Origin of the sequence: Methylobacterium sp. E-066 (genome assembly GCF_022829635.1) — a bacterium.
Classification (GTDB): domain Bacteria; phylum Pseudomonadota; class Alphaproteobacteria; order Rhizobiales; family Beijerinckiaceae; genus Methylobacterium.
Window position 1 is genome coordinate 1 of sequence record NZ_JAKSYO010000011.1, and the last position, 26,749, is coordinate 26,749.

A 26,749-nucleotide genomic window follows, 5' to 3' on the forward strand; every position below is an offset into this window, starting at 1 on the left:
CTCCCGGGACTTGGCGCCGGTATAGGCGGCGAACAGGTGTTTCGGGATCACCATGCCGACGGTGCCCACGAAGGCATCGCTCCAGTACGGCGTCGGCTTGTCGAACAGGATCCGGATGCTGAGGTCGTCGATCTTCTCGACCGTGCAATCCTTGTAGGAGCCGATCGTCACCGCTGCGGTGGCGGGGTCGCGGGCGTAGTCCCAGGTGAAGACAAGGTCGTCGGCGGTGAGCGGCTTGCCGTCGTGCCACGTCACCCCGGGCTTGATCTTCCAGACCACCGAGCGGCCGTCCGCGGCGAGGCCACCGTTCTCCTTGGACGGGATCTCGGCGGCGAGCACCGGCACGAGGTTGCCGTCCGGGTCCCAGGCGGCCAGCGGCTCGTAGAAGATCCGGGAGGCTTCCTGGTCCTTGGTGCCGATGGCGAAATGCGGGTTGATCAGGGTCGGCGCCTGCCACCAGAGCAGCCGCAGCGCCCCGCCGCCCCCGGCCTTGGCCGGCTTGTAGGCGGCCCGGAGATCGGCGGCCATCGCCACCCCGTTCTCGGCCAGCATCAGCCCGGCCAGGGGCGCGGAGAGCCCGACCGCCAGCATCCGCTGCACGAAGCCGCGCCGTGACAGGTCCCCGGACTTCACCCGCCCGATGAGCCCGCGCAGATCCCGCTCGTCCATGCATCGATCCCTGATTGTCGCCGCGACCCGCACAGCATCCTTCTGGGTGCGGCCTTGGCAAGGCTCTTGGCAAGGGGCGCGCCAGTTACGCTTCGGCCGAAACCTCATCGCCGGGCCTCGGCAGCCTGGCCCCGGCCCTGCATGACGGTGCCCGATACGGATTCCGGTCGAAGACCTCGAACGGCCTTCCCGTCATTGCGAGCGCAGCGAAGCAAGCCAGAGCAGCGCGCGATCTTGGACCGTAGCGGATCCCTGGGTCGCTTCGCTGCACTCGCGATGACGGTGGAAGGATCGACCGAGCGATCAGACCGGGAAACGCCTGACACGCTGGGCGCCGCAACCGCTATGGTCGCGCGACACGCCCAGCGACACGCTCGGAGACGACCGGATGGACAACCGCAACGCCGTGTGGCGCCACGTGGACGCGCAAAAGGAGCGGCTGATCGCCCTGTCCGAGCGCGTCTGGGGCATGCCGGAGGTCTGCTACACGGAAACGCGCTCCTGCGCCGAGCACGCGGCGGAGCTGCGCCACCAAGGCTTTCGCGTCACCGAGCCGATCGCCGGCATCCCCACCGCGGTGATGGGCGAGGCCGGGGAGGGCGGTCCGGTCATCGCCTTCCTGGGCGAGTACGACGCCCTGCCGGGCCTGTCGCAGGAGGCGGGCGTCGCCGAGCACCGGCCGGTGGAGCCGGGCGGCCACGGCCATGGTTGCGGCCACAACCTCCTCGGGGCGGCGGCGCTGCTAGCCGCCACCGCCGTGAAGGATTGGCTGGCCGAGACCGGCACTCCCGGCCGCGTGCGCTATTACGGCTGCCCGGCCGAGGAGGGCGGGGCCGCCAAGGCGTTCATGGTCCGCGAGGGCGCCTTCGCGGATGCCGACATCGCGATCTCCTGGCACCCGGGCAGCTTCTGGGAGGTGGCGCCCCCGGTGGCGCTCGCCAACACCCGGGCGGACTTCATCTTCACCGGCCGGACCGCCCACGCGGCCGCCGCCCCGCATCTCGGCCGCTCGGCGCTCGACGCGGTGGAGCTGATGAGCGTCGGCGTGAACTACATGCGCGAGCACATGCCCTCCGACGCCCGCGTGCACTACGCCTATCTCGACGCCGGCGGCATCGCCCCCAACGTCGTCCAGGCGAGCGCCCGGGTGCGCTACTCGATCCGGGCGCGGGACCTGCCGGGGATGCTGGCGCTCGTCGAGCGGGTGAAGAAGGTGGCGCAAGGCGCCGCGCTGATGACCGAGACCAGCGTCGAAATGCGGATCGTCAGCGCCGTGTCGAACCTGCTGGGCAACGACCCGCTGGAGCGGGCGCTCCACGGGGTCATGGAGGAACTCGGGCCGCCACATTTCGACGCCGCCGACCGGGCCTTCGCCAGCGCGATCCGGGGCACGCTCAGCGACGGCGACATCGATGCCGTGTTCCGCGCCATCGGGCTGCCGCGCACCGAGGCGCCGCTCGCCGACTTTTTGGTGCCGCTCGACGCCCCGCGCAACCCGGCGGTGGGCTCCACCGATGTCGGCGACGTGAGCTGGGTGGTGCCGACCGTCCAGGCCCACGCCCCGACGGTGGCGGTGGGCACGCCGTTCCACACCTGGCAGGTGGTGGCACAGGGGCGGAGCCCGGCCGCCCACAAGGCGATGGTCCAGGTCGCCAAGGCGATGGCCGCCACCGGCGCCCTGGCCCTCACGGACCCATCTCTGCGCGCGGCCGCCAAGGCCGACCTCGCCCGCCGGGTCGGCGCCGCGGGCTACGTCTCGCCGCTGCCCCCGGAGGTGGTGCCGCCGCTGCGGATGTCGGTGGGGTGAGGGCGGCCGCCGGCCACGCGCGCGCGTTTCCCGCCCCCGTGTGGGCGACCGGTTTCAGGTGCTTCCGGATGCGGCGCGGGTCCCCTCTCCCGTGCGGGAGAGGGGGCGCGTCGCGCCTTGCACAAGCCGATGTGAGAACATCGTAGCCCGCAGAGGGGGGAGGGAGGGCGCGCGCGCTGTCAGGCGATGCGCCCTCGCCCCCGCATACCGAAACCCGCCGCGAGCGGGTATGACCCGATCCGGGCGGCACGCGCCCCGCACGGCATCACCGATGGACGTCACCCCCAAAACGACCTGCGTGGCCATCGTCGGCCTGGGCTATGTCGGGCTTCCGCTCGCTTTGGCCTTCGGCCAGAGCCTGCGCACGATCGGCTACGAGCGGGCGCCCGCCAAGGTCGCGGCCTACCGGGACGGGATCGACCCGGCCGGGGAGATCGAGCCGGCGGCGTTCCGGGCCGCAACCCACATGGCGATCACCGACGACCCGACCGCCCTGTCGGAGGCCGACGTGATCATCGTCACGGTGCCGACCCCGGTGGACGACGCCCAGAGGCCGGATTTCAGCCTGCTCACCGAGGCCTCGGCGCTGGTCGGGCGGCACATGCGGGACGGGGCGATCGTGGTGTTCGAATCCACGGTCTATCCCGGCGCCACCGAGGAGGTCTGCGTCCCCGTGCTGGAACGCCATTCCGGCCTGCGCTGGAAGGCGGACTTCTGGGTCGGCTACTCGCCCGAGCGGATCAATCCCGGCGACCGGGAGCACAGCCTCGCCAAGGTCGTGAAGATCGTGGCCGGCGACACGCCGAAAACCCTGGACCGGCTCACCGCGCTCTACGGGACGATCATCGAGGCCGGGATCCACGCGACCTCGTCGATCCGGGTCGCGGAGGCCGCCAAGGTCATCGAGAACACCCAGCGCGACCTGAACATCGCGCTGATGAACGAGCTGTCGCAGATCTTCGACAAGCTCGACCTCGACACCCAGGAGGTCCTGCAGGCCGCCGGCACCAAGTGGAACTTTCTGCCGTTCCGCCCGGGGCTGGTCGGGGGCCACTGCATCGGGGTCGATCCCTATTACCTGACCCACAAGGCCGCGATGGTCGGCCACCACCCGCAGGTGATCCTGGCCGGGCGGCGGATCAACGACAGCATGGCCGCCCATGTCGCCCGCAAGACCGTCAAGCTGATCGTCCGGCAAGGGGGCAGCGCCCGGGGCGCCAGGGTCATCGTGCTCGGCCTCACCTTCAAGGAGAATTGCTCGGACCTGCGCAATTCCAAGGTCGCCGACCTGATCCGGGAGCTTGCGGAATTCGGCTGCGCCGTCTCGGTCCACGATCCCCGGGCCCGCAAGGACGAGGCACGAGCCGAGTACGGCATCGACCTGGTCGACTGGGCCGACCTGCCCGATCAGGCCGACGCCGTGGTGGTGGCGGTGCCGCACCAAGACTATGCCGCGCGCGCCCCGGCGGAGATCGCCGCGCTGCTCAAGCCCGGGGGCCTGATCGTGGACGTGAAGGCGCTCTACGAGGCGGAAGCGTTCCGGGCGCTGGGGCACAATGTCTGGCGGCTCTGACAGAACCCTTCCGCAAGGCCGCCGGCTCAGCGATGATGCGGCCTCCCGTTGACGGCCTCGCTGCGCGCTCGCGATGACGGCGCGGGTCGATAGGCCGAGCGCGTGAGCAGGAAACCGTAGGGTACGGCGGGAGCGGCGGGCATGCACCAGACCAATGACGGCCAAGGGACGCCACCGCCGGACGCGCCGGATCCGGACTTCGCCGCCCGGCACGCGCGCTATCCCGAGGCGCAGATCCGAAAAATCCTGACCGACACGCGCACGATCGCCCTGGTCGGCGCCTCCGCGAACCCGGCCCGCCCGAGCTGGATCGTGCTCAAATACCTGCTCGACCGGGGCTACGCGGTCACTCCGGTCAATCCGGGCCTCGCCGGGCAGGATCTCCTCGGGCGGCGGGTGGTGGCCTCCCTCGCCGAGGTTCCGGAGCCGATCGACATGGTCGAGATCTTCCGCAATTCCGCCGCTGCCGGGCCCCTGGTGGACGAGGCGCTCGCCCTCGACCCGCAGCCGAAGGTGATCTGGATGCAGCTCGGCGTGCGCGACGACGCGGCCGCCGCCCGGGCCGAGGCGCGCGGGCTCACGGTCATCATGAACCGCTGCCCGAAGATCGAGTACGGCCGGCTCTCGGGGGAGATCGGCTGGACCGGGGTGAACTCGCGCATCCTCACCGCGAAGAAGCCGGTTCTGGCCGGCCGCGGCGTCCAGCGGCTCACCATCGCCGAGCGAGGCAAGCGCCCGGAATGAGCGACGCGGTATCATGTTACCGCTAATGCGAAGTCATTACAAAACAAGGCGTTTTCGGGATTTCGATTTTATCGGTTGACGGACCGGGCATCCCCGGCTATCCACCGGCCGTCGCCGCCGCGTGCTCCCCACGCGGCGGCTCGTTTTTCGGCACCCCGAGGCTGTCCGCGTCCCGATCCGTCGGGGTTCCGGCGCGTCGGAACCCTGGGATCTCACCATGAAGACCACCTCGCTAAAGCCCGCCGAGGTCGACAAGAAGTGGATCGTGATCGACGCGGAGGGCCTCGTCGTCGGCCGCCTCGCCTCGATCGTCGCCATGCGCCTGCGCGGCAAGCACAAGGCCGCCTACACGCCCCACGTCGATTGCGGTGACCACGTCATTGTCGTCAACGCGGACAAGGTGAAGTTCACCGGCCGCAAGTACGTCCAGAAGCGCTACTACTACCACACCGGCTACCCGGGCGGGATCAAGGAGCGCACGGCCAAGTTCATCCTCGAAGGGCGCTTCCCCGAGCGCATCGTCGAGAAGGCCGTCGAGCGCATGCTGCCCCGCGGCCCGCTCTTCCGGCAGATCCTCGGCAACCTCCGCGTCTACAAGGGCGCCGAGCACCCGCACGTCGCCCAGCAGCCGCAGGCGCTCGACGTCGGCGCCCTCAACCGCAAGAACGTGAGCGCTTGATCATGGCGACCCTCCAGTCCCTCGCCGACCTCAACCGGGCGAATACCGGCGCGGTCGACCCCGCCAACGAGGCCCCGGTCCACGTCCAGAAGCTGGACGCGCAGGGCCGCGCCTACGCAACCGGCAAGCGCAAGGACGCGGTCGCCCGCGTCTGGATCAAGCCCGGCAAGGGCACGGTCACGATCAACAAGCGTCCGGTCGAGGTCTACTTCGCCCGTCCGGTGCTGCGCATGATCCTGCGCCAGCCGCTGGAGATCGCCAACCGCGTCGACCAGTACGACATCAACGTCACGGTCGCCGGCGGCGGTCTCTCGGGTCAGGCCGGCGCCGTGCGCCACGGCCTCTCGAAGGCGCTGACCTACTTCGAGCCGGAGCTGCGCGCCCCGCTCAAGCGCGAAGGCTTCCTGACCCGCGACGCCCGCGTGGTCGAGCGCAAGAAGTACGGCCGCAAGAAGGCCCGCCGCAGCTTCCAGTTCTCGAAGCGCTGATCCGCGGTTTCATCGACGGTTTGGGGGAGGGCGGTTCCTGCGGGAGCCGCCCTTTTTCGTGTTCGGGCCAGTCTGTGCCGGGGTTGACGGCGGCGCCCGAGCGCGGCCGTTCACGGGCTGCGGAGCGCGCCGGCGAATCGCGCGCGGCTCACCGCATCCGGACGACGGGACCGAGACGATGACCGACCTCAAGCGACGTGACCTCCTCGCGGCCGGCGCCGGCGGCGCGGCCCTGCTCGCCCTGGCGGGACCGGCCCCGGCGAGAGCCGCCCCGGGTGGTGTCGTCCAGGTGAAGGGCCTGGCGATCGGCGAGGGCCGGCCCAAGATCATCGTGTCCCTCGCCGGCAAGACGCCGGAGGCCGTGCTGGAACAGGCGCATGCGCTCGCGGGGCGGCCCGAGATCGACATCGTCGAGTTGCGAATCGACCACCTCGCCGAGGCCCTCGACCCCGCCGCCTCGGCCGCCCTGGCGGCGCCGGTCGCGGCTTCCATCGGCGGCAAGCCGCTGCTCGCGACGTTTCGGACGAAGCGCGAGGGCGGCGAGACCGCGATCGAGCCGACCCGCTATGCCGCGCTCTACCAGGCCCTGCTCGACACGAAGGCCGTGGACCTGATCGACCTCGAACTCGCCCTGTTGGAGGCACCCGCGGTCGCCACCGTGCAGAGGCGCGCGCAGGGTGCGGGCGTGGCGGTCCTGCTCTCGCACCACGATTTCGGCGGCACGCCGCCGACCGAGCGCATGCTGGCCCTCCTCGAGGAGCAGGCCGCCAGGGGCGCGGACATCTGCAAGCTCGCCGTGATGCCCAAGGATGCGGGCGACGTGATCCGCCTGCTCGAGGCGACCCGGCAGATGCGGTCCCGCCACCCCGACCGTCCCCTGCTGACCATGGCGATGGGCGCGCTCGGCGCCGTGACGCGGGTCTCCGGGGCGGTGTTCGGCTCGGCCGCGACCTTCGGCAAGGTCGGGGCGGCCTCAGCTCCAGGCCAGATGGACGTGGCAGACCTGCGATCCGTCATCGACGCGCTCGGCCGCGCCCTGGAGCCTTGATACGGATGAACAGACGCAGCTTCCTCGCCACCGGGATCGGCCTCGGTCTCGGCCTTGCGGTCGGGCGCGCCTCGGCGGCGCCCCTGCTGCCCGGCCCCAGCTTCATCAACACCGTGCTGCTCGGCGGATCGCCGGAGCAAAAGCTCCACGCCGCCCGGGCCGCTGGGTTCGATCAGGTCGAGCTCTGGACCACCGACGTGGCCCGCGCCGAGGGCGGGGCGGCGGGCGTGCGCGCCCTCAACACGGAGATCGGCCTCGGCCTCACCGACTATCAGGTGCTGCTCGATTTCGACGGCGCGCCCGGCGACAAGCGCGCCGCCAAGCGGGCCGAAGCCCTGACCATGCTCGACACCGCGGCGGCGGTCGGCGCCTCCACGCTGCTCGCCCCCGCCTCGACCGACCCCGATTGCGATCCGGCCCGCATCACCGAGGATCTGGTCTGGCTGGTGGACGAGGCGCGCCGCCGCGGCTTGCGGATCGCCTACGAGGGCCTGGCCTGGAGCACGGTCAACCCATCGCACGCCGGCGCCTGGGCGACGATCCGCAACCTCGACCCGCGCCATGCCGGATTGGTGGTCGACAGCTACCACCTCTTCGTCCGTGGCGAGACGCCGGCGATCCTCGGCGACGTTCCGCCCGAGCGGATCTTCCTGGTGCAGTTCTCCGATATCCCCGGCCCGGTGCAGCCGTCGGACTACCGGGAGGTGGCCCGGCACGCGCGCCTGCTCCCGGGTGACGGACGCCTGCCGCTGTCCGGCCTCGTCGGAAAGCTCAGCGCGATCGGCTATCGCGGGCCGGTCGGGCTGGAGGTCTTCAACGATCGGCTCAAGGGCGAATCGCCCGAGACCGTCGCGAAGCAGGCCTTTGGGGCGTTGCAGAAACTGCTGTCCGAGGGCGCCCTGTAGGGTTTGTCGCGATTTGTTGAACGGAGCCTGCCGCGGCCGTCCGTGCGAGCGCGCCAAATCAAAAACTGAGAGTCGTTTCGCTGCGTCGCGACACGGTACACGACGCTGCCTTGGAAGCGCGGTCGGCTGAGCGGACACAACCGTCGGTCCGGTCCTGATCGGCGCTCCTCCAACCCAACCCCCTCATCCTGAGGTGTGAGCGAAGCGAGCCTCGAAGGAGCCCTCCAGCCAGCCACGCGATCCCTGGAGGGCTCCTTCGAGGGCGCCGCTGCGCGTCGCCACCTCAGGATGAGGGGGTTGGGTTGGACGAGCGGCGATAAAGCCTCAGGCTGCCCCTGTCGTTTACCGTGGCGTCGCGATGACGGTGCGCCCAGCCGCTCATCCAAAGGGTCTGGACGGGTGGCCGTATGCACCCGCACCACGCCACCCGATTACTGACCTAAGTAAAATATACCAGCAAAACGATTGCGCACAACGGAACAACCGGGCCCGCGACTTGTTACCCGCCGCCGATCCAGTCCGGGTCGCATCAGGCGAGGCAGCTGAACCACCGTGACCGCGGGCGTCGACAGACACGAGCTGAGGCAGATCATCGCCGGCCTGACCGAGGGCGTGATCCTGGTCGAGCCGGACCAGACGATCACCTGGGCCAACGATGCGGCGCTCGCCATGCACGGCGCCGGCAGCCTGAAGGAGCTCGGCGAGACCGTCGACGCCTATCGGGACCGGTTCTCCGTCCGCTACCGCAACAACCGGCCGCCCGAGCATTACCCGATCGAGCGGGTGGTCCGGGGCGAGACCTTCCACGACGTCATCGTGGAGGTGGTGCGCACCGATCAGCCGGACGTCGCCTTCGTCCATTCCCTGCGCAGCCTGGTCGCCACCGACCACGCGGGGCAGCCGAGCTGCCTGGCGCTGATCCTCCAGAACGTTACGCCGCAATTCGAGGCCGAGGAGCGGTTCGAGAAGACCTTCAACGCCAACCCGGCGCCCGCCGTGATCACCCGCCTGTCCGACCTGCGCCACGTCAAGGTCAATGTCGGCTTCCTGGAGATGACCGGCCACACCCGCGACCAGGTGATCGGGCGCAGCGTCTACGAGGTCGACGTGCTGGCCGACGCCAAGCAGCGCGACCTAGCGGTGACGCGACTCAATGCCGGCGCGACCATTCCCCAGATGGAGGCCCGGTTGCAGCTCCCGGATGGCGGCACCCGCTTCGTCATCGTAGCCGGGCAGCCGATCGAGATGGGCGAGGAGCCGTGCATGCTCTTCACCTTCGCGGATCTGGAGCTGCGCAAGAAGGCCGAGACCTCCCTGCGCCAGAGTGAGGCGCGCTTCGCCACGGCGTTCCGAATGACCCCGGTGCCGACGCTGCTCGCCCGGGCCGACGGCTTCGCCGTCACGGCCGTCAACGAGGCCTTCCCGCGGATCTTCGGCTACGGCCAGGACAAGACCATCGGCCGCTCCGCCGCGGAGATGGGCCTGTGGATCTCGGAGTCCGCCCGGGCGAAGTTCGAGGCGACGGTCCGGCGCACCGGCTACGTGCTCGGCCTGGAGACGTGCATGCGCCACGAGGACGGAACCGAGATCGACTGCCTCGTCTCGGCCGAGCGGGTGGTGATCGGCGACGACGATTACGTACTGGCGGTGCTCCAGGACATCACCGAGCGCAAACGCTCCGAGCGCGAGCTGTTCACCGCGATCGAGACCGTGATGGCCGACACCTCGTGGTTCAGCCGCGGCCTGATCGAGAAGCTCGCCGGCTTGCGCCATCCCGGCCGCGACAGCGCCGACGAGGGCGTCCAGAGCCTGACCGTCCGGGAGCGCCAGATCCTCGGCCTGGTCTGCGCCGGCCTCTCCGACGAGGCCATCGCCAAGCGGCTGAACCTGTCGCGCAACACCGTGCGCAACCACGCCGCCTCGCTCTATCGCAAGCTCGGCGTCCACAAGCGCACCGAGGTGATCGTCTGGGGACGTGACAACGGCTTCACCACGCGGGAAGCCAGTACATGAGCTGAACGATACCGGTATGAATTAACTATTGATCCGAGCAAATCAGATCCCACCTGCGGTATCGTTCGAGATCAATCCGCGAGAAGTCCGAATTTCGAAATCGAGACCGTCATGCGGGCAACCCTCGGTCCGGTCTCGGGTTCACTCATCAGAGCCCAGGGCCCGGCGACGCGGCATCGCCGCGACGAGCAGCCCGGCTCGGCACGCTTCGCAGAAGTCCGACGCGAGACCCCGGATGCCGCGCCACGCGCAGTCCGGGTCGAGCGGCGCACACCCACCACCCCAAACAGCAACACCCCAATAGGAGAAACATCATGGTTGATACCGATCGCGTGACCGGAGCCGCCAAGGAATTCGTCGGCAAGGCCCAGGGCGCCGTGGGCGACCTCACCGGCTCGAAGGGCGACTCGGTCGAGGGGCGCTTCCGCGAGGCCCAGGGCTCGGCCGAGAACCTCTACGGCCAGGCCAAGGACACCGCCCGCAACGTCGCCGACGAGGCCGGCCGCTACGCCGAGGACGCCTACGAGAACGCCGGCGACTACGCCCGCCGGGGCACCCGCGCCGTGGCCCAGCAGGTCGAGGAAAGCCCGCTCGTCGCGCTGCTGATCGCCGGTGCCGTCGGCTACGGCCTCGCCCTGCTCATGCACGCTCGCCGCTGAGCGCCGGCACCCTTTCCGACACGACGACCAGGAGTCCACAGTGACCGCTTCCCCCAGCCTCTCGACCGCGCCGCTCGCCCATACGAGCGACGCGCGCACCGTCCTTCTCCACCAGGTGTCGTGGGGTGCGATCTTCGCGGGTGCCACCACGGCGCTGGTCGCCCAGGTGATCCTCAACATGCTCGGCGTCGGCATCGGCCTGTCCAGCGTCGGCATGAACGCCGCCGACAACCCGGCCGCCTCGACCCTGTCGATGAGCGCCGGCATCTGGTTCGTGGCCTCGGGCATCGTCGCCTCGCTGATCGGCGGCTTCCTGGCCGGGCGGCTCTCGGGCAAGCCGGTGGGCGGCGCGGCCGGCCTGCACGGGCTGGTCTCCTGGTCGGTGACCACACTGGTCGTCCTCTACCTGCTGACCTCGGCGGTGGGCGGCATCGTCGGCGGCGCCTTCAACGGCGTGGCGACCACGCTGGGCGGTGCCGGCAACCTCGTCGGTGGTACGGTTCAGACGGCCGCCCAGGCCGCGGCGCCCTCGCTGTCGAAGATCACCAACCCGCTCGACGGAATCGAGAGCACCGTGCGCCAGCAGGCGTCCGGCCAGGATCCGCAGGCGGCGCGTGACGCGGCCGTGGCGGCGGTCCGCGCGGTTCTGACCGGTGACCCGGCCCAGAAGCAGCAGGCCGAGACGCGTGCGGCGGACGCCCTCGCCAAGGCGCAGGGCATCCCGGCCGACCAGGCCAAGCAGCAGATCCAGGACTACGAGAAGCAGTACGACCAGGCGGTCGCCACCGCCAAGCAGAAGGCCGAGGCTGCGGCCGTCGCCACCAAGTCGGCGGCCACGCAGGGCGCCTTCTACGCCGCCCTCGCGCTGATCCTCGGTGCGCTGGCCGCCTTCCTGGGCGGCCGCCTCGGCGCCCCGAAGGTCGAGACCCTGGTGGATTCCTACGGCACCCGCCGCGCCTGAGACCCGCGATCCCCGCGCACCTCGCGCGGGGGTCCGTCGACCGGCGCCCGGATTCCGATCCGGTCGCTTCCCCCGTCGCCCCCTTGGAGAACCCCGATGATCCGCAAGCTCCTCACCATCTTCGTCCTGCCGAAGCTGATCGCCTATGTCGGCCGCCGCTTCGCCGGCCGGTCCGCGGCCCCATCGCGTCGCCCGCGCTGACACCCGTCGCGAGCCCCGGATTCCGCCGGCCGGGGCCCGCGATAGAAACGTCTTCGGCGGACAGCGAAGAGGACACGCCATGAGCAAGGGTTACCCCTCGATGACCGCGCTGCTGGGCCTGCTGGCCCTGGCCGGCTACCAGAACCGCGACAAGCTCGCCGAGCTGCTGAAGGGCCACGATCACGGGACCGCACCGTCGCCCGTCCCGTCCGTGCCGAACCCCGCCTCCGCGAGCGGCGCCGATCCCCTATCCCGCCTCGGCGGATTGCTGGGCGGCGCCGGGACGGCCGGGGTCGGCGGCCTGATCGCCAGCGGCCTCAGCGAGCTCGTCGACCACTTCACCAAGGGCGGGCACGGCGAGACCGCGACCTCGTGGATCAATCACGGCACCAACCGCGACATCCCCGAGACCGATCTCGAGCGCGCCATCGGGCCCGAGACCCTCGACCACCTGACGCAGCAGACCGGGCTCAGCCGGGCGGCCCTGCTGGCGCGCCTGTCCCGCGAGCTACCCTCGGCGATCGATCGCTACTCGCCCGACGGCCGCCTGCCGATCTGACGGCGTTGACAGGGGCGTCCGCAGGCTCCACCTCCGAGGCGTAACGGCCGGGTGTGATTCTGGCCTGCGAGACGGATCATGGCGAGCGAAGCAGCGACGCGGCCCATCGTGTTCATCGACGGCGAGGCCGGCACCACCGGCCTCGGCATCCGCGAGCGCCTGGAGCGCGACGGCCGCGTGGCCCTGCGCAGCATCGCGCCCGAGCACCGGAAGGACCCGGAGGCCAAGCGCGCCCTGCTCGCCGAGGTCGACCTGGCGGTCCTGTGCCTGCCGGACGACGCCGCCAAGGAGACGGTGGCGCTCGCCGACAGCCTGCCCGAGGGCGGCCCGCGCATCCTCGACGCCAGCACCGCCCACCGGGTCGCCCCCGGCTGGACCTACGGCTTCCCGGAGATGACACGGGAGCAGGGCGCCGCCGTGGCCCGCGCCCGGCGCGTGGCCAATCCCGGCTGCTACCCGACCGGCGGCATCGCGCTGCTGCGCCCCCTGGTCGAGGCCGGCCTGATCCCGGCGGATTTCCCGATCAGCGTCAACGCGGTCAGCGGCTATAGCGGCGGCGGCAAGGGCATGATCGAGGAGTACGAGGGGGGCAGCGCGGCGCCGTTCCTGCTCTACGGCCTCGGCTTCGCCCACAAGCACGTGCCGGAATTGCAGCTCTATAGCGGGCTCACCCGGCGGCCGATCTTCGTGCCGTCGGTGGGCAATTTCCGCCAGGGCATGCTGGTGAGCGTGCCGCTCCACCTCGACGCGCTCCCGGGCAAGCCCGCGGCTGGCGACCTGGAGGCGGCGCTGCGCGACTGGTATGCCGGTCAGCCGCTGGTGCAGGTGGTGACTGGCGCCGAGGCCGGCGCCCACCGCGAAAAGATCACGCCCGAGGATCTCAACGACACAGACCGGCTGGAACTGCGAGTGTTCGGCTCGTCCGAGCACGGGCAGGCGGTGCTGGTGGCGCGCCTCGACAATCTCGGCAAGGGCGCCTCCGGGGCGGCGGTGCAGAATCTCGGGCTGATGCTCGGGCTCGACGCCTGATTTTTTGCCGACCTCGGGAATACCCGGGGCGGCTTGGCGGGTTTCATTCCGGGGCGCGGAGCTGCGGGGTGAGCGGCCGATGGCGGCGCGAGAGAGGAATCCGGGGGGCGGCGGCGCATGACGACGCTCGCCCGTGCGCGCTTCAGCCAATTGGTCCTGCCCCGCCTCGATGAGGGCTACCGGCTCGCGCACTGGCTCACCGGCAACGCCACCGATGCCGAGGACGTGATGCAGGAGGCCTGCCTGCGCGCCTACCGGGCGATCGAGACCTTCGCGGAGGGCAACGCCCGGGCGTGGTTCCTGACCATCGTCCGCAACACCGGCTATTCGTGGCTGCAGCGGCACCGGCCGCGCGCGGTGATCTTCGCCGAGGACCTCGCCCCGGCGGCCCGGGCCGCCCTGGATGCCGGGAGCGTGCTCGCCGAGGCGCCGGAGACCCCCGAGACCGCCCTCATCGCCCGCGACGAGGCCGGGCGGCTCAGCCAGGCGATCGAGGCGCTGCCGGTCCCGTTCCGGGAGGCGCTGGTCCTGCGGGAATATCACGGCCTCGGCTACCGGGAGATCGCCGAGGTGACGGGCGTGCCGATCGGGACCGTGATGTCGCGTCTGGCGCGGGCGCGCCAGCACCTGCTCGAACGGCTCGCGAAGGACGGGCGATGACCGGCGACGACGAAACCCTCCTGTTGCTGAGCGCCTACGCCGACGGCGAGCTGTCGCCCGGCGAGGTGCTGGCCATGGAGCGCCGCCTCGCGGCCGAGCCGGACCTGCGCGCGCTGGCCGAGCGCCTGCGCGGCCTCTCAGGTGCCGTGCGGACCACGCTGGCGGAGGTGCCGGTCCCCGGGACCCTGCGCGGGCGGATCGTCCAGCAGGTCGGGTTCGCCGATCCGGAGCCCCGCCGCTCCTGGTTCAGGTCCTGGACTGCGCTCGCCGCGACGCTGGTGGCGGGCCTCGCCGTCGGCGCGTCGATCGGGGGCGGCCTCGTCCCGCTCGGGACCGCCGAAGCGCCCGCCCCGGCGGCCGAGGCCGTGCTCGCCGGCCATCTGCGGGGTCTCGCCGCGCCGCAGCCCTTCGATATCGCCTCCGCGGACGGGCACGTGGTCAAGCCGTGGTTCAACGGGCGCACGACCATCGCACCCGACGCCCCCGATCTGGCCGATCGGGGCTACCCCCTGATCGGCGGCCGGGTCGACATCGTCGACGGCAAGCCGGTGCCGAGCCTGGTCTACCGCCACGACCGGCACGTGATCAGCGTCACGGTGGTCCCGGCGACCGATGGCGCGCCGGCCGGCGAGGAGCGTCGGGACGGGACGTTCATCGAGCGGTGGGAGGCCGGCGATCTCACCTACTGGGCGGTGTCGGACCTCAATGCCCGGGATCTGCGCGGCTTCGTCGAGCTGTACCGCACCCGGACCGCCCGGCCGCGCTGACGAAATTGGCCCGGCCCGGGAATAAAGGCGCGGGGACTCGGGTTCTTCACCCCGTCATCCGCAACGATCCGACGAGGGCCGCGCGTGATTGCCATCTCCGACCGAGACACGCGCCCGGCCTGCGGGTTCGGCGCCCCGCGAGCCGCCCCCGATCCGGTCCCGGTGGAGGATGCGCTTCACTGGCTGATCGAGCATTTCGAGCAGGGCGTGGCGGTGACCGACCGGTCCGGACGGGCGCTGTTCCTGAACCACGCCGCCCACGCCCTGATCCGCCGGGGCCTGTTGCGCCTCCAGAACGGATGCCTGTGCAGCGGATCGCCCGAGCACGGCGCCGCGATCGGCCGGCTCATCGCCCGCTGCGCGGTCGGCACCGGCTGCTCCCTCCGCCTCGCGGGCGAGACCGGCACGCTCCTGATCGCCGCCTGCGCGATCCCCGGGAACGCCGTGCTCCTGCGCGTCATCGCCCCCGCCTCCGCCCCGCTGCCGGACCCGGGCGTGCTGCAGGAGCAGTTCGGCTTCACCCCCGCCGAGGCGGCGCTCGCCACCGACATCATGGCCGGGAACGATCTCGCGGCGAGTGCGGCCCGGCGCCGGGTCACCCTGCACACGGCCCGCGCGCATCTGCGCCGCCTGTTCGAGAAGACCGGCACCCGCCGGCAGGCCGAGCTGATGCGCCTCCTGCTGCTGTGCCCGCTTCCCGTCCCGGCGGCCGCAGAAGCAAATCCGCAGCCAAATCGATTTTCCACGCAGCATTGTTCAAATGAGTGATGCGCATAAGGAAGAATAAAACCACGCTCAAATCCGTCGAATATCGACATCATATCAATATTCATGGCGGAGGAGAGCGCGATATGCTCATCTCGATCCTGAGATCCATCCGGGTCCGGCGCGTGGCTGCGCGGACCTACCGCGTCCTTTCGGCGCTCGACGACGACGCGCTGTGCGATATCGGTCTGGACCGGCGCACCCTGCGCGCGTTCTGTGACGCCGGCTGCAGCCACCCGGCAGCACCCGGTATAAGAACAAGTCGGGCGCTAGTTGTGATGCAGTCTGCAATGCTCAGACCGAACCTCGGCTGACAGCTCCTTACGCGACAAGCGGTACAGCAACCTACAATATTGGGAGTTCGGCCCGATCGATCAAACGCCGAGCTTTCATTCGCAGTCGCCGCGTACCATTGGACGATGCTAGATATTAGACTTTACATCGAACCCATTTGCGAACCGATCCCACAGATCATCAGGCATCGCTGAAGCGTTCCATTGAGCGAGCTTGCCCTGATTATCGAGATAATAAAACGTCCGATCTACAACGTTGACTGCAATTCCGCGTGGACGGAGATTTTCGGGATTGGGAGCGGATCCAGGCTCTGTTCCCCTGTAAAAGCGAACAAGCGTCATTTGCTCACCGAGATTTTTCAACCACGAACCCATTCGATACCCTCGTCAAATCGCATGAGAAGTCTTGAACTGTCGGATCCAAAACATCGATACAGCGATAGACCGACCCGGATGATTTTTAGACAAAAGAGAATTATTAAAGCAACTCAGTGCGCCATGTCACATTCGATCGAATTATTCTAGCTGGCACGCCTGCGGCCATCACATTGGCTGGAAACGTCCCGCGCACCAGCGAATGCGCACCGATGAATGATCCATCGCCGATCGTCGTGCCCTTCAAAACCGTCGATCTCGCGCCGATCCACACACGATGACCAAGCATAATAGGCCGTGCAGGATTGATACGCGCGCCGGTCTCCAAGTCTATCACTGAGTGCATATCACTGACGGAAACGGTAACCTCGTCAGCAATAAGACAGTTGTGTCCAAAAGTGATTTCCGCCGGCTCGTGCGTAGATATTTGGGCGCTGCCGACAAATGAGGTAAACTCTGCAACAATTAATTTTGTCGGAGCCACAATATGCATTCTAGCTTTGGCCAATCGCACGTGATCGCCAATATGGACCACGGCATCTGAGCCACAATGCAAATAAATATCGTCACTGTTAGAGTTCTTACCGATAATCACATGGCTGTTATCACGCTCAAAAAAAATTGTTCCATTTTGGGTCTCGAGAAAATCATCAGACGTATCAATTTGGTTATTGTGGCCGCGGTCAACGATCTTGATTGGCATGCTCGATCAATCTTATCTTACGCAATCTAGCGCGAGCCACAACGATAATGCTGCATCGAGGGACCGAGCGCTAGACTCCATCGACAGTCACGCCAATATCGCATCGGTTCGAGAGCCTTGTCCATCCAGCGCGGATCAGCCGGCTCTCGACGCCCCCACCCCTCGACCGGTGTAGCAGGCTACCGTAGAGACACCTGCCATAGAGCTGAACGCTCGGATCACCCTTTTGCCTGAATGCGGGCCGGTCCCGCGACAACGATCACGCTCGTGGTAGAAGGCCTGAACTTGCAACACCCGGGCTCCAGGGCGTGTGGTTGTCGGCAGGCAGTCAGACGGAAAGGCACGGAACACACGTTGATGTCTATGAGACCCGTATACCGTCAAAATCTGATCGACCTGATGCAGGGCGGCTCATGGCAAGCTGTCAATCAAGACGGTTCCTTGCAAGCAGAAATAAACTCATCCATTTCCTGGCGGAAAATCGACCTCGGCCTGCGGTTTCCAATCCATTCTATACAAATAGACTCATCAAACCCGAGACTAACCCAGAAGGCGTTCAACGATGTCGTTGCATTCTCGGATGACGGCGAGACGTGGTCGCATCCTGAGATAATCCCGCCAGTCGGCGGGGAGGATGGCGCGCTGTCGATGCAGTTTGTGCCGGGCGAGACGAACTGGACACGCTATATTCGACTCGGAGGAGGGCTAAATATCGGAAGCGCTGTGCGTATCTGGAGTGAGCGCGCCAGTTTCGATCTTATCGCGCTGCGCAAGCTTCTCGACGCCGATTTTGATATCGTGTCTGAGCGTCCAGGTCTCGACGTTTACAGAGCTTACAGATTTTTGAGCAGCCCAAATCAAAAAAGTCTGGCTCTTGTCGGTATCGATCTCTACGAGAATGGCGCCTTCGGCAATTTCATTATCCAGTGCTTGCTCGCTATCGGCATCTGCCGCGCGCTTAAGCTCAAATATATTAAACTCTCGATCATGGACAGGAGTGAAGTTCTTGATATAAAACACCCTGTTGATATTGGTGGCATAACCTTCATACCATCGACAGACGCACTTCCCGATGACGGTTATTTTTTGTCTGGAATGTTTTTTGACGTCAAAGTACAAAAACTGTCACAAGATCTTGAGCAAAAAGAATCCCGGCACATCATAACGAACTATATCCACCCGTTGTTTAATCGCTTGCCTGCCAAATTTAGTGAGAAGCCGCGCGATCAATTGCTTATCCATATCCGCTCCGGCGATATTTTCAGCACTTGGGTCGCCCCTCATTACCCCCAGCCACCCCTAGCCTTCTACAAATTAGTCATTAGCCGCCTCCTCGCAGAAAATCGAATTTCATCGATTAAGATGGTCTTCGAGAACCGTCTCAATCCGGTTATCACCGCCTTAGAGGCATATATTTCTGAAATTGGAATTCCGCTAACAACTCAGAGCGGCACTCTAGCAGACGACGTCGCAGCGCTAGCGAATGGGCGTTACTTAGTGTTTGGCCTTGGAACCTTCGGGCCAGGAGTTTGTCATCTTTCGGAGCATGTTGAGCAAGTCTTTTATTTCGCCTCCGGCTGGCCTCAACACTTTCGTGGCATTCCAACTATTGGGGCCATCATCGAAGTACTGGATGTGGCGGGTGCGTACACCAAAGTTGGAGAATGGGACAACTCGCCGGAGCGTCGGCAGTTGATGCTTGACTATCCGCTCGAGAACCTCGCCTTCGACGACGCCTGAACGCCCTCGGGCGACGCGCCTTGCCGTGATTTAGAAAGTCGGTGACAAGCGCCGCGAGCCATCCCGGAGGATCAATTTGGTCAGCGCTGTCCAGCCCTCAGAGGCCCTGCGGGTCAACGCCTTCCCGATGCACCGGGCCGAGATTCTGATGCAGCAGCGGCGGCGCCTGCGCTCGCGCCGCAACACCTTGGTCAGCTTCGCAGCGAAGTACCACTACGTCGAGAGCCAGCGCCGCCTCGTCGCCGCGGCCGCCGCCACCGGGGATTTCGACACGATCGAGAGCTGGTCGCCCGACCGGCTGCACGGGACGCCGTTCTACGCGGCGCACAGGCAGATCCTCGACCGGTCCCGGGGCGCCGGGAACTGGGCCTGGAAGCCCTACATCATCGCCGAGGCGGTGGCGCACAGCCGCGACGGCGACTTCATCGTGTTCACCGATACCGGCATGCAGGCGATCGACGACGCGCCCCTGCCGCCGATCACGCCGCTCCTGACCTGGCTCGCCGAATCCGGACGCCGGGTCGCAGTCGGCGTGCTGCACGGGAAGCCGCAGCGGGTCTGGACCAAGCGCGACTGCTTCGTGCTCATGGACTGCGACACGGAGCGCTACTGGAACGCCGACCAGATCCAGGCGACCTGGATCGCCTTCATGGTCAGCCCCGAGACCCGCCACCTCGTCGCCGAATGGCTGCGCTATGCCGGCGACGAGCGGGTCGTCACCGACATCCCCAACCAGATGGGCCTGCCGGATTTCGACGGGTTCATCGACCACCGCTTCGACCAGAGCATCCTGTCGAACCTGATCTACAAGCTCGACCTGGAGATCCCGCCCCTGCGGGAGGCCTCGAAGAAGATCAAGACGCTGATCGGCGAGCTGGAGATGGACACGCTGGTCTCGGCGCGGCCGTCCGAGAACCTTGCGCTTGGCAAGACCTGGCGCGCCAGCTCGGCCTCGCCCTGGTCCGGGACGACCGGCGTCTACGGCGAGCGGACCACCGGCGACCCTTCGTTCTTCTTCCACACGGCGCTGGAGCCGAATCCCTGGTTCGTGCTCGATCTCGGCGCGGTCGAGCGGGTCTCGGAGATCCGCATCTACAACCGCTGGGGGCAGCCCAGCGAGCGCGCCCAGACGATGCGGGTCTGGCTGGGTGAGACGGAGGCCGATTATCGCCTCGTCTTCGACGCCGTGGATGCCCATTGCCATCCCGGCCTGCCGCTGCACCTGCGTTTCGACAACGCCCGATTCCGGTATCTAAAGGTCGATCTCGACGAGGAGCAGGTCCTGCACCTCGACGGGATCGAGATTTTTTCGGCGCGCTGAACCGGCATGCGCGAAGCCAGACCCGCATTACGGACGATGGCGAAACCCATGATGAGGGCGACCGCATGAGCGCGCCGGCCGGCGACAGGCCGCTCTTCCCGTTCGGGCCGATCCTGTTCTTCGGCGATTCGGTGACCGCGACCTGGACGGCGCAGAGGCCCGAGGCCTTCTCCGGGCCGCAGACCGTCGCGCGCGGGATCCCCGGGCAGACGACCCGGGACATGGCGCGCCGGCTCCGCTCCGAGATCGCCCTCTACGGGGCCCGAGGCCTCCACCTGATCTGCGGCCGTGACGACATCCTCGGCGGCCACCCGGGCGTCTCACTGGACGGCATCGTGGCCGACATCCGGGCGATGCTCAGCGACACGCGCGACCTCTACGTGCGCAGCTGGGTCGGCTCGATCCCGCCGGTCGACCCGGCCTCACCCGCCGCGTCCGGACGGCCCATCGAACTCATCGCGCAGGTGAATGCGTGGCTGCGCGACCACGTGCACGAATACGGCGCCGCCTTCATCGATCACGACCCCGTCCTGGCGACCGGGACGGGCGCGCTGAAGCCCGCGTTCAGCGACGACGGCGTGACCCTCAACGCCGCCGGCAACGAAGCGCTCCAGGCCGCGATGCTGGCGGCGCTCACCGCGCCCGGCGTCGATCAGATCTGGCCGCCGCCGGAGAGCGAGGACGCGGCGCGGCGGCGCAAGTTCCTGCACCATTTCGACTATCTCGACTCGAATACCCGCCACCCGAGCCCCTACATCCAGTTCGCCGGTAAGCCGGGGGCGAGCCATTACGGCGTCCCGTTCGACGCCCAGGGCTTCCTCAACGCCACCGCCATCACCGCGCACAAGCCCCCCGGCGAGACCCGGATCTTCGTGGTCGGCGACTCGACCACGATCGACGGCGGTACCCTCGCCAGCACCCTGCCCGGACGCCTGGAGCGGATCCTGCGGGCGGACGGACTCGCCAGCGCGCGGGTTTACAATTTCGGCGTGATGTCGAGCTGCCTCACGCAGATGACCCACCTGATCTGGTCAAGGCTGGTCGGCTACCAGCCCGACGCGATCGTGGTGATGAACGGCAGCACCGACCTGTTCCAGCCCTGGACCTACGATCCGCGGCCCGGCTACCCGTACAATGCCTTCATCACCGAGCGGCTCTACGACCATTTCTTCGACACGCACGATCCCCGCGCCCGGGAGGACGGGTTGTCCTACGACGCGCTGGTCACCCTGATCTACGAGGAGTTGAAGCGGCTGCGCGCGGAGGTGGGCTGGCAGACACCCGACTGGGAAGAGGCGATCGTCCACCACTACCAGCGCGCCGCGCACCGGCTCACCAAGCTGTCCCACGACCACGCCGTGCCGATCGTGAGCGTCCTGCAGCCGACGGTGCTGCGCAAGCGCCACCTCACCGAAGTGGAGCGGAGCGTCGCCTCGGGGGCGTTCCTGGCCTATCTCGATCGCCAATACGGCAAGCTGGAAGCGTTCACCGCCGAACTCGCGGCGCGGCGGCCCTACCGGAGCACCTTCACGGCGCTCGATCTCAGCGGGATTTTCCGGGACCGGGAGGAGGGGACCTTCTACGACATCGTCCATTACGACGATCCGGCCCGCGAGATCGTCGCCGCGCGGCTGGCGGCCGAGGTGACGCGGGTGCTCGACCGGCCTCACACGCCCTTCGAGCGAGTCCGGCGTTTCCTGGGCGGTGCACAGCGATAGCGCACGATCGAGGACAACACCGGCGTAGCGGTCTTAATTGCAGAGATATTGTTCAAAAAACGCTTTCATGATTCGGACGAAGACCCATCCGAATCATTTGTACGCTTGCGCTACACGCTTACAAGGCTTCTCACCGAGCCGCGCGAGCGTAGCTTATCCCGCCACGGCGTGCGGTACGACCGAGCTCTCGACCAGTGGGCCGGGGATCGCGGCCTCGGCATCGACCATCAGGCGCGCCTCGTGGCGGCGCATGAACATCCACAGGGCCACGGCGCCCAACAGCACGAAGGCCAGGAGTGCGAGGCCCACGGGCCCCATGACGTTCTCGATGGAGCGTCCGCATAGATACGCGCCGAAGCCCATGATCGAGGCCCAGGCGACGCCGCCCACGGCGTTGAAGAACATGAAGCGGCGGGCATCAAGCTTGTTCACGCCGGCGAGGACTGCCGCGTAGGCACGCAGCATCGCGGTGAAGCGGCCGAAAAACACGATCTTCCCGCCGTGCCGGCGGAATAGGTACTGGCCGAGCTTTAGCCGGCCGTGATCGAGGCCGATCATATGACCCTTGCGCAGGAGCAGGGGCAGGCCCCAGCGGCGGCCGACCCAGTAGCCGGCATTGTCGCCGAGGATCGCGGCGGTCGCGGCGATCGCGACCACGAGGGCGATGCTCAGGTTGCCGGTGCTGCCGGCATAGGCCGCCGAGGTGAGAAGGACCGTCTCGCCCGGAAGCGGCAGGCCGGCGCTCTCCAAGGTAATGATGACGAAGATGGCGATGTAGCCGTAATTGGCGATCAGGTCGGCAATGGGCAGATCGTGCAGGAAGGACATGCGGTCTCCTCGCGGATCGGAAAGCTGCCCTGTCGGCGAGAAACATGGCCGCTCCGGGGCGGAGCGCGAAATACGCGTCCGAAATACCATCCGTGGTGCTCCCAAGCACGAAGATGGCGTGGTTTCTCCCGCTTCAGCGAATGAAGGGCAGGGGTGAGCCGTCCCCGCTGGCTTCGGCCAGATGGGCGCGCATCCACGCGATCGTGCTGATCAGGCCTTCGCGTAGGGCGATGCGCGGCTGCCAGCCGAGTTCGGAGCGGATCAGGGTGGTGTCGAGGACATTGGCGGGCACGTCGGCTGCCCGGCTCGGCTTGTGGACACAGGGCAGGCGGTCGCATCCGAAGGCCCGTTCCAGCTCGACGATGATCTGGTTGACGCTCAGGCCCGCGCCGCTGCCGACATTCATCACCTTGTGAGGACCGTCATACGGGATCGCCGCGAGAAAGGCGTCACTGACATCGTCGATGTGCAGGAAGTCGCGCACCACTTCGCCGGTGCCCCAGACTTCGAGCGGTAGGTCCGCGAGCGCGCGATGGATGTAGCTTCCGATCAGACCCTGATGCTTGTTGCCAAGCTGGAAGCGGCCGTACGGGTTGGCGATTCGCAGGATCTGGTAATCGATCCCGTGGAGATGTTGGTACAGGTACAACGACTTCTCGATCATCAGCTTGCTGATGCCGTAGGCTGAGATCGGATTGGTCGGCGCCTGTTCCGGGATCGGGGTGGCGCGCGGGATCCCATAGATCGCCCCCCCGGAGGACGCGAACACGACCTTTTTGATCCGGGCCGAGCGGCAAATCTCGAGGAGATGCAGGGTTGCGATCGGCGCGGCGGCGAGTTCCGCGGACGGGTCCCGGTTCGAGCTCTCCGGGATCGATCCGGCGATGAGGTGAAATACGATGTCCTGGCGCTCGACCGCGTTGGCGATGGCGAGCCGGTCGGAGAACTGTCCTGTCACCCGGGCGACGCGTCGGTCGAGGGCCTCGGCTTGGGTATGGCTGCGGCTGAAGCAGGTCACTTCGGCACCCGATTGCGCGAGCCGGTTGCACAGGTTCAGGCCAAGAAAACCGGCGCCGCCCAGCACGAGGCAGCGAGCCCCCGCGAAAGCCGAAGCCGATGGGCCGGCTCCGGCTAGATCGACCGGCGACCCATGACGTCCTTGGCCGCCACTCATGGTCGGAGTTCAGCGCTATGGTGCGCCGGTGCCGGGACTGCCGACCTCTCGGACCCGTCCGAGGCCGGATCTCGCGCTTCGATCAGGCGCTCGACCAGGGCGAGGGCGGAATGCTGAAGCGCGCGGCGCGTCGGCTCTAGCGGTGCTTTCCCGTACGCCCGGGCCGCCGCGTAGGCACTCGCGTAGGCCGCATCCCAGCCGGCGGCGAGGATCAGCGGACCCGCGGCCTCGAGCGCGTCGCGGATGGTGACCCAGGCGGCCTGCTGTGCGGCATCCCAGGCCGCCGCTCGAACCGAGGACCCGGTCTGCCGCAGGGTAAGATTCGCGACCGCCGCCCGCTTGCGCGCACGTTTCAGGTGATCGCACAGGGTAGCAAGATCGGTGATGGCCTGCAGTTCGGGCAGATCAGCGAGTTCATCCGCCTTAACATTCAGCTTGGCGAGATGAAACCACGCCGGCAGGTGAGTGCGGACGAGCCAATCCGCGACCGTGACCACGCGCCGGCGCTCCAGAACGTCCGAGCCGTGCGTGCCGACCAGGCGCGGGAGCAGGGGTAGGATCAGACCGTCACGTTCGGCCTGAGGCAGGCCGTCGCTCCAAGTGCGGATGAACGCCGCGATGCTCGGGGAGGCGCATTCCGGTTGGTCCGAGGGTGGCTCGTGCACGATGTAGGCCACCGCTTCCATCGCGCACATCGCGCCGCCACCCTCCGGGTGTGCACCCGCGGCCAGGGTGGCAATCTGAGTGAGGCGATCAGGATCGATCGCCGGACTAGCGGTCCGAACCATGGCCGGCCTCCCTTTCCGTAATGCCGAGCTTGTGAGGGATGGACGAACTTCGGGACCAAGCCCTCGCCCGACCGATCCCGATGACCGGCATCTCAGGACCTTCAACCAAGCCGATCGGTCCGGCGCAACCAACTGGCCGTGTGCGCGAACAGGCTACTGAACAGAACCTCGCGACTTTGCGAGCGGAGCAAAGACGCGAATCGGCCAACGTCTGCGCAGCAGCCTGCTAATCCGTCTTTTTCACGCGGTGTGTCAGGATGATCGAGAGCCAGGGCACTACCGCGTGCGCGACCTCGATCTGCAACAGCACCTCGAGGTGCAGCGCGTAGGGAAGGACGAATTGGAAGCCACAGCGCGCTTCCTCCATCGTCGTCGGCATATCCCCAAGGACCGCCGCAATGACGTCCGGCCGATGGATGTCGACGGGGATACGCTGCACCTCACCGTCGACTTCGGCGATCAGCGTGGCCTTGTCCCGGTTTGCCGCGACGATCCAGCCCGTGAACACGACCTGCCCGTCCTGGATCTCGGCCCAGACCCGATCCCGAGGCGATTCGAGATTTGCCCTTGCGAAGGAATCTGGAAGCTCGCCGTCGAGCTCGGCGATTGTACAGCCGACCTCGTATTTCTCGAATCCGCGCCCTTCCCCGAAGATCGTCGCAAACCGCCTTTGGTACTGGCCGATGAGGAGATTCTTGATGGTCTCGTCCAGGCCCGACCACTGCCCCTTGGTCTGGATCGTGTAGACCGACAGGATCTCGCGCAGGAACGCGATGCGCCCCTTGTCGGCGATGTACAGGTTCATGAGCCAGTCTGCGGCGCCCTGCTCGTCATAGAAGGATTCGGGGACGCGGCGGAGCGCGTCAGCCCGATAGAAACAGGCCGAGAAGTTCGCCGTGAGCGGGGCCCTGGCGAGCATCGGAAAGCTGATCGTCCCGGTTTGGTAGCGGCCCTGCTCCTCGTGCGGCATGAAGGATCCGTTCGCGACGTGGTGCAGCAGGACCCAGTTGAAGCACATGTCGAGCGATGGATCCGTCCGCAGCATGCGCAGCTGCAGGCCGATTTTCCGATCGGAGATCCAGTGGTCGTCCCCCTCGCAGAACGCGATGAAGCGACCCGTGCAGGCGGCAATGCAATCGCGCATGTTCTGTAACATGCCGAGATTGCGCTCCCGTGGCCGGACGATGATTCGATCCGGATGGCGAAGGCGGTACTCCTCGATGATCTCCGCGGTCCCGTCCGTGGACCGGTCGTCGCCGACTACGACCTGCATCCGAAACAGGCCACGCTGGCCCAGCACCCCGTCGAGGCAGCGTCGGATGGTGCCGACATGGTTGTAGGATGTGACGATCACACTGACGGTGAGCTGATCCTCGATCCAGGTCCGCAGGGCGGTGGGATCCTGACGCGGCCAGTCGGTGGTCAGGCCCAGCTCGGTCAAGGCCGTCTCGGCGATGTCGAGGTTGTCCTCGATCAGCTGTGCGAGACGCTCCGGATCCTCCTCGTCGAGATAGGCTTCGGCCAGCCGGCGGAAGATGCGCTTCTGCGTGACTTCGTATTCTGCGGCGTAGCGGCCGCCGAAATGACCGCGTAGCTGCCGATAAAACTCGATCTCCGACTTACCGAGCCGCTTGTGCCGCGCCAGCACAGTGTCGAAGGCGGCCCACATGCCACCCGCGTGCTTACGGTACACGCCCATGATCTGCGGCAGGAACCCGATCCGCCCGACCTCGGCGTGCATCAGGTGGATGTACCAGTCGGCCGGGATGATACCGCGACCGATCTCGAGCTTCTCGCCGCCACGATACCGCCAGCGGTAGAACACGCTGTTCGTCTGAATGAAGTTATGGGCGACGAGGTCCGACAGGGACGGCTTCGGATTGGGGTGCTCCGGATACTGCTCCTCTACCTCCGGCATGTCTTCGTAGACGACCTTCACCGGATGGTAGCACAGGGTGTATTCCGGCCTGTGCCGCATGTAATCGAGCTGGCGCTGCAGCTTGTCGGGATCGGTCCAGTAGTCGTCGCCCTCGCAGATGGCGACGTACTCGCCGGAGACGCGCCCGGCGATATCATCCAGGTTCTTGACGACGCCGACGTTCTCCGGGCGCAGGATCGCGACGATGTTCGCGTGGCGCGCAGCGTACTCGGCGATGATCTCCGCGGTGCCGTCGCTCGACCTATCGTCGCCTACGATCAGCTCGAACGGGAAATCCGTCCTCTGGCTCAGGATGCTGTCGAGCGTCTGGCGGATGAACGGCTCTTGATTGTAGGTGATGCAC

Annotated in this window: 25 protein-coding genes; 19 read left to right on the forward strand and 6 right to left on the reverse strand. The window is 67.3% G+C overall.

Annotation, left to right across the window (positions count from 1 at the left end; translation table 11 throughout):
* Positions 1-669 (reverse strand): ABC transporter substrate-binding protein (locus tag MKL20_RS00310; protein WP_244035015.1); only part of this gene is annotated, 669 nt, incomplete at its 3' end.
* Positions 670-1,057: 388 nt separating this feature from the next.
* On the opposite strand from MKL20_RS00310, the gene MKL20_RS00315 reads away from it, so the two are divergent.
* The 16 genes from MKL20_RS00315 (at position 1,058) to MKL20_RS00390 (ending at position 15,841) form a co-directional block, all read left to right on the forward strand.
* Positions 1,058-2,476 carry a M20 family metallopeptidase gene (locus tag MKL20_RS00315; RefSeq protein WP_244035016.1) on the forward strand — a complete coding sequence of 473 codons (1,419 nt, stop codon included), beginning with the start codon at positions 1,058-1,060 and terminating at the stop codon, positions 2,474-2,476.
* Positions 2,477-2,747: 271 nt separating this feature from the next.
* Complete coding sequence (locus MKL20_RS00320) at positions 2,748-4,049, forward strand: nucleotide sugar dehydrogenase (protein ID WP_244035017.1); 1,302 nt, start codon at positions 2,748-2,750, stop codon at positions 4,047-4,049.
* A 141-nt stretch (positions 4,050-4,190) separates the two neighbouring features.
* Positions 4,191-4,793, forward strand: a complete 603-nt coding sequence (locus MKL20_RS00325; RefSeq protein WP_244035018.1) for a CoA-binding protein — start codon at positions 4,191-4,193, stop codon at positions 4,791-4,793.
* Between the two features lie 217 nt (positions 4,794-5,010).
* Positions 5,011-5,472, forward strand: a complete 462-nt coding sequence (gene rplM / locus MKL20_RS00330; RefSeq protein WP_244035019.1) for a 50S ribosomal protein L13 — start codon at positions 5,011-5,013, stop codon at positions 5,470-5,472.
* 2 nt (positions 5,473-5,474) lie between these two features.
* Entirely contained in the window at positions 5,475-5,960 is a 486-nt protein-coding gene (rpsI, locus tag MKL20_RS00335; protein WP_243963005.1) for a 30S ribosomal protein S9, read from the forward strand.
* Positions 5,961-6,138: 178 nt separating this feature from the next.
* Complete coding sequence (aroD, locus tag MKL20_RS00340) at positions 6,139-7,008, forward strand: type I 3-dehydroquinate dehydratase (RefSeq protein WP_244035020.1); 870 nt, start codon at positions 6,139-6,141, stop codon at positions 7,006-7,008.
* 5 nt (positions 7,009-7,013) lie between these two features.
* Entirely contained in the window at positions 7,014-7,913 is a 900-nt protein-coding gene (locus MKL20_RS00345) for a sugar phosphate isomerase/epimerase family protein (protein WP_244035021.1), read from the forward strand.
* A gap of 552 nt (positions 7,914-8,465) precedes the next feature.
* The gene (locus tag MKL20_RS00350; RefSeq protein ID WP_244035022.1) at positions 8,466-9,926 is read left to right on the forward strand and encodes a helix-turn-helix transcriptional regulator; all 1,461 of its coding nucleotides are present in this window, start codon (positions 8,466-8,468) and stop codon (positions 9,924-9,926) included.
* Between the two features lie 314 nt (positions 9,927-10,240).
* Complete coding sequence (locus tag MKL20_RS00355) at positions 10,241-10,585, forward strand: CsbD family protein (protein ID WP_243949751.1); 345 nt, start codon at positions 10,241-10,243, stop codon at positions 10,583-10,585.
* A 40-nt stretch (positions 10,586-10,625) separates the two neighbouring features.
* On the forward strand, positions 10,626-11,546 hold the full coding sequence (locus MKL20_RS00360; protein WP_243963015.1) for a PhnA-like protein: 921 nt from the start codon (positions 10,626-10,628) through the stop codon (positions 11,544-11,546).
* 280 nt (positions 11,547-11,826) lie between these two features.
* Positions 11,827-12,306 carry a YidB family protein gene (locus MKL20_RS00365; protein WP_244035023.1) on the forward strand — a complete coding sequence of 160 codons (480 nt, stop codon included), beginning with the start codon at positions 11,827-11,829 and terminating at the stop codon, positions 12,304-12,306.
* 78 nt (positions 12,307-12,384) lie between these two features.
* Positions 12,385-13,335, forward strand: a complete 951-nt coding sequence (gene argC, locus MKL20_RS00370) for an N-acetyl-gamma-glutamyl-phosphate reductase (RefSeq protein WP_244035024.1) — start codon at positions 12,385-12,387, stop codon at positions 13,333-13,335.
* A gap of 117 nt (positions 13,336-13,452) precedes the next feature.
* Entirely contained in the window at positions 13,453-13,995 is a 543-nt protein-coding gene (locus tag MKL20_RS00375; RefSeq protein ID WP_244035025.1) for a sigma-70 family RNA polymerase sigma factor, read from the forward strand.
* Positions 13,992-14,762 carry an anti-sigma factor family protein gene (locus MKL20_RS00380; RefSeq protein ID WP_244035026.1) on the forward strand — a complete coding sequence of 257 codons (771 nt, stop codon included), beginning with the start codon at positions 13,992-13,994 and terminating at the stop codon, positions 14,760-14,762. The genes MKL20_RS00375 and MKL20_RS00380 overlap by 4 nt, the downstream gene beginning before the upstream one ends.
* 84 nt (positions 14,763-14,846) lie before the next feature.
* Positions 14,847-15,530 carry a helix-turn-helix transcriptional regulator gene (locus MKL20_RS00385; RefSeq protein ID WP_244035027.1) on the forward strand — a complete coding sequence of 228 codons (684 nt, stop codon included), beginning with the start codon at positions 14,847-14,849 and terminating at the stop codon, positions 15,528-15,530.
* Positions 15,531-15,613: 83 nt separating this feature from the next.
* Positions 15,614-15,841 carry a DUF1127 domain-containing protein gene (locus MKL20_RS00390; RefSeq protein WP_244035028.1) on the forward strand — a complete coding sequence of 76 codons (228 nt, stop codon included), beginning with the start codon at positions 15,614-15,616 and terminating at the stop codon, positions 15,839-15,841.
* Positions 15,842-16,298: 457 nt separating this feature from the next.
* On the opposite strand, the gene MKL20_RS00395 is transcribed toward MKL20_RS00390, so the two are convergent.
* Positions 16,299-16,898: an acyltransferase gene (locus tag MKL20_RS00395; RefSeq protein WP_244035029.1), complete on the reverse strand. Its 600-nt coding sequence runs from the start codon at positions 16,896-16,898 to the stop codon at positions 16,299-16,301.
* Between the two features lie 357 nt (positions 16,899-17,255).
* Here MKL20_RS00395 and MKL20_RS00400 point away from each other — a divergent pair, with 357 nt between their 5' ends.
* The 3 genes from MKL20_RS00400 to MKL20_RS00410 all read left to right on the forward strand — a co-directional run bounded on the left by MKL20_RS00400 (position 17,256) and on the right by MKL20_RS00410 (position 21,677).
* The gene (locus tag MKL20_RS00400; RefSeq protein WP_244035030.1) at positions 17,256-18,638 is read left to right on the forward strand and encodes a discoidin domain-containing protein; all 1,383 of its coding nucleotides are present in this window, start codon (positions 17,256-17,258) and stop codon (positions 18,636-18,638) included.
* 76 nt (positions 18,639-18,714) lie between these two features.
* Positions 18,715-19,959 (forward strand): hypothetical protein, encoded by a 1,245-nt coding sequence (locus MKL20_RS00405; RefSeq protein WP_244035031.1) that lies wholly within the window; start codon positions 18,715-18,717, stop codon positions 19,957-19,959.
* 65 nt (positions 19,960-20,024) lie between these two features.
* Positions 20,025-21,677 (forward strand): SGNH/GDSL hydrolase family protein, encoded by a 1,653-nt coding sequence (locus tag MKL20_RS00410; protein ID WP_244035032.1) that lies wholly within the window; start codon positions 20,025-20,027, stop codon positions 21,675-21,677.
* A gap of 153 nt (positions 21,678-21,830) precedes the next feature.
* Here the strand turns inward: MKL20_RS00410 and MKL20_RS00415 are convergent, their stop codons facing one another.
* The 4 genes from MKL20_RS00415 to MKL20_RS00430 all read right to left on the reverse strand — a co-directional run.
* Positions 21,831-22,505 (reverse strand): DedA family protein, encoded by a 675-nt coding sequence (locus MKL20_RS00415; protein WP_147853067.1) that lies wholly within the window; start codon positions 22,503-22,505, stop codon positions 21,831-21,833.
* A gap of 133 nt (positions 22,506-22,638) precedes the next feature.
* Positions 22,639-23,589: an NAD-dependent epimerase/dehydratase family protein gene (locus tag MKL20_RS00420; RefSeq protein ID WP_244035033.1), complete on the reverse strand. Its 951-nt coding sequence runs from the start codon at positions 23,587-23,589 to the stop codon at positions 22,639-22,641.
* Positions 23,590-23,675: 86 nt separating this feature from the next.
* The gene (locus tag MKL20_RS00425; RefSeq protein WP_244035034.1) at positions 23,676-24,467 is read right to left on the reverse strand and encodes a hypothetical protein; all 792 of its coding nucleotides are present in this window, start codon (positions 24,465-24,467) and stop codon (positions 23,676-23,678) included.
* Positions 24,468-24,693: 226 nt separating this feature from the next.
* Positions 24,694-26,749 (reverse strand): glycosyltransferase family 2 protein (locus tag MKL20_RS00430; protein ID WP_244035035.1); only part of this gene is annotated, 2,056 nt, incomplete at its 5' end.